General features: G+C 74.8%; 3 protein-coding genes. All 3 read left to right on the forward strand.

Annotation, left to right across the window (positions count from 1 at the left end; all coding sequences use genetic code 11):
- On the forward strand, positions 1-1,276 hold a 1,276-nt coding region (locus tag ACWGI8_RS41945), incomplete at its 5' end, for an NADH-ubiquinone oxidoreductase-F iron-sulfur binding region domain-containing protein (RefSeq protein WP_453668715.1).
- 10 nt (positions 1,277-1,286) lie between these two features.
- Entirely contained in the window at positions 1,287-1,478 is a 192-nt protein-coding gene (locus ACWGI8_RS41950) for a ferredoxin (RefSeq protein WP_453668716.1), read from the forward strand.
- Between the two features lies 1 nt (position 1,479).
- Positions 1,480-3,302 (forward strand): acetate--CoA ligase family protein (locus ACWGI8_RS41955; protein WP_453668717.1); only part of this gene is annotated, 1,823 nt, incomplete at its 3' end.

Raw genomic sequence — 3,302 nt, forward strand, 5'->3', positions numbered from 1 at the left:
CGTGCCCGGCGGCCCTTGCACCGTGCTCGGCCCGGCGCCCGACGTCGCGGAGAGTGCCGAGGCGTACCTCGACGCCAGCGGATACCAGGAGACGGCCGGGCCGGCAGAACTGCTGGAACGGATTGCCGACGCCGGCCTGCTCGGCCGCGGCGGTGCGGGGTTCCCGGCCGCCGTGAAGCTGGCGGCCGTCCGGGACGCGGGCGGTGTGCCTGTCGTCGTGGCGAACGGCGAGGAGGGCGAGCCGGGGTCGGTCAAGGACCGCTGGCTGCTGCGGGCCAGGCCGCACCTCGTACTGGACGGACTCGCCCGCGCCGCCGCGATCACCGGGGCCGGACAGGGCTACGTCTATCTGTCCGACCCCTACGCGGCCGCACGCGTCCGCCGTGCCCTGGCCGAGCGTCCCGCCCCGCTGCCGGTCGAGGTGATCGAAACCGGTCACACCTACGTGGCGGGCGAGGAGACCGCTGCCGTACGGCGCATCAACGGCGGGCCCGCCCTGCCGTCCGCCAAGCCGCCGCGCCCGTTCGAGCGCGGCGTGGCCGACCGGCCGACCCTGGTCTCCAACGTCGAGACACTCGCCCGGATCGCTCTCATCGCCGCCCACCCGCAGCGGCGCCACGACATCGCCCGCGGCACACTGCTCAGCCTGTCCTCCGACACCGGCACGGCACTGCTCACGGAGGCTTCGTACGGCACCACCCTGCGCCGGCTCGCCGCAGTACAGGGCAGCGACGACGCGACCGCCGCGCTCATGGGCGGATTGTTCGGCGGGCTGATCGGACCGGGCTCGCTGGACCTCCCGCTCGACCACGCCGCACTGGCCGACGCGGGCACGGCGCTGGGCTGCGGTGCGATCCGCTTCATCCGGCCCGGCGAGTGCCCCGTCGCCGTCGCCTCCGACGCCGTGGACCATCTCGCGGCCGAGAGCGCCCGCCAGTGCGGCGTGTGCGTCTCGGGCACGGCCGCGATACGGGATTCGCTGCGGCAGCTGACCACCGGCACCGCGGCCGCCGACACCGCCGAACGGCTCGAGCGCTGGTCGTCCGGGCTGCCCGGGCGCGGCGCGTGCGGGCTGCTCGACGCCGCCGCAAGTACGGCGGGCAGCCTTCTCACCGCGTTCTCCGGCCTCGTGCGCGGTCATGTCGAGGCGGCGTGCCCGGCCTGCGCCGCCACACCTCCGACCGGCGGTCACCGGCTCGTGGTGCACGTGCCGAGCGTCGCCGACGACCCGCCCGCCTCCCCCACCCGCTCGGCTCCCCGCGCGTGCCCTCGCTGAAAGGACCACCGTGAAACTCTTTCTCGACTCCACCCGCTGCCAGGGCTACGGGCTCTGCCAGGAGCACGCCCCCGATCTGGTCGAACTCGACGAATGGGGCTATGCGGCGGTGCTCGCCGTCGACGTACCGCCCGGCGAGGAGGAGGCCGCGCGCGCCTGCGCCGAGAGCTGCCCCAACTCCGCACTCCGGCTGGAGAAGTGACATGGGACGTGACCTGACCGCGCTGTTCGACCCCAAGTCCGTCGCCGTCGTCGGCGCCAGCGACGACCCGGCCAAGTACGGTCACGCGGTGGCCGCCCAGGCGCTGCGCGCCCCCGAACGGCGGCCCGTCCACCTCGTCAACCGCCGCGGCGGGACGGTCCTCGGCCGCCGTGCGGCAACGAGTCTCGCCGAGATCGGGGAACCCGTCGAACTGGTGGTGATCTCCGTGCCCGGCGCCGGGTTCGAGACCGCCGTCGACGACGCCCTGGCCTGCGGTGCCCGCGCCATCGTCGGTATCACCGCCGGCTTCGCCGAGGCCGGCGCGGCCGGGCTCGCCCGCCAGCGGGCGGTCGCAGCGCGGGTGCGGGAGGCGGGCGCGGTGCTGGTCGGCCCCAACTGCCTCGGTATCGCCGACAACACGACCGAGCTGTACCTCGCCTCGGACACCTTCACGCACGGCGGTGTCGCGCTGCTGAGCCAGAGCGGCAATCTGGCCCTCGAACTCCAGCTCCGCATGGAGCCGCACGGCCTCGGCTTCTCCCGGTTCGTCTCGCTCGGCAACCAGGCCGACGTCACCCTCGTCGACCTCGTCGAGGACTGCGCACGGCACGAGGCCACTTCGGCGATCGCCGTGTACGCCGTGGACTTCGGCGACGGCCGTGCGTTCGCCCGGGCCGCCGCGGCGGCGGGTAAGCCCGTCGTCCTGCTGACCGGGGGCCGCGGCACCGCCTCCGCCCGCAGCGCCCAGTCCCACACCGGCGCGCTCACCACGTCCGCGGACGTCGTGGCCGCCGCCTGCCGGGACGCCGGTGTGGCCCTGGTGGCGACGCAGCGCGAGATGGCGGTCGTACTCGCCGCACGGAGCGCGGGGTCACGCGCCCGGGGACGGCGTACCGCAGTCTTCACGGACGGCGGCGGGCACGGTGTGATCGCCGCCGACGCGGCGGAGGCCGCCGGTCTCGACGTACCCGAACTCGGCGCCGGGGCACAGGACCGGCTGCGGGCCGTCCTGTGGGAGCAGTCCGCGGTCGCCAACCCGGTGGACCTGGCCGGCATGGGCGAGCAGAATCCGCGGTCGTACGCGGATACGGTCGGCGGACTGCTCGCGACGGACGAGGTCGACGCCGTACTGATGACGGGCTACTTCGGGGGCTACGCGGCCTCCGGCAGCGGTCTCGGGGGCGGCGGAGCCACCCTCGCCGAGGGCGAGGCCGAGGCCGCGCGGGAGATCGTCGCCCACTGGCGGACCACACCGAAGCCGCTGGTCGTGCAGTCGATGTATCCGCAGTCGCCGAGCTGCCGCACCCTGGCCGGAGCGGGCATCCCGGTGTTCTCGGCGACCGAGGACGCCGCCCGCGCGCTGGCCGCGATGGCAGTGCCGGCCGCGGACGGGGTTCCGGGGGTCGCCCCGCTGCCTCCGGCCGCCGCGCCGCTGCGCGACGCCGGATACCACGGGATACGGGGCCTCCTGGCTGCCGCCGGCGTGCCGTTCCCGCAGGCCCGCGAGATCACCTCCGAGTCCGAACTCCTCGCCGCGGCGGACGCGTTCGCAGGACCGTACGTTCTCAAGGCCCTGCATGTCCTGCACAAGTCCGACGCGGGCGGGGTCGCCCTGCGGCTCGCCGACCGGCAGGCACTGCTGGCCGCGTACCGGGAGATGCACAGCAGGCTCGGCGCGCCTTCGTACTCGGTCGAGGCGATGGCGGATCTCAGCGACGGCGTCGAGCTGATCGTCGGCGTCAACCGCGACCCGAGGTTCGGTCCGGTCGCCATGGTCGGTCTCGGCGGCGTACTGACCGAGGCACTGCACGACGTCGCCTTCAC

Source organism: Streptomyces sp. NPDC054841 (assembly GCF_053611045.1).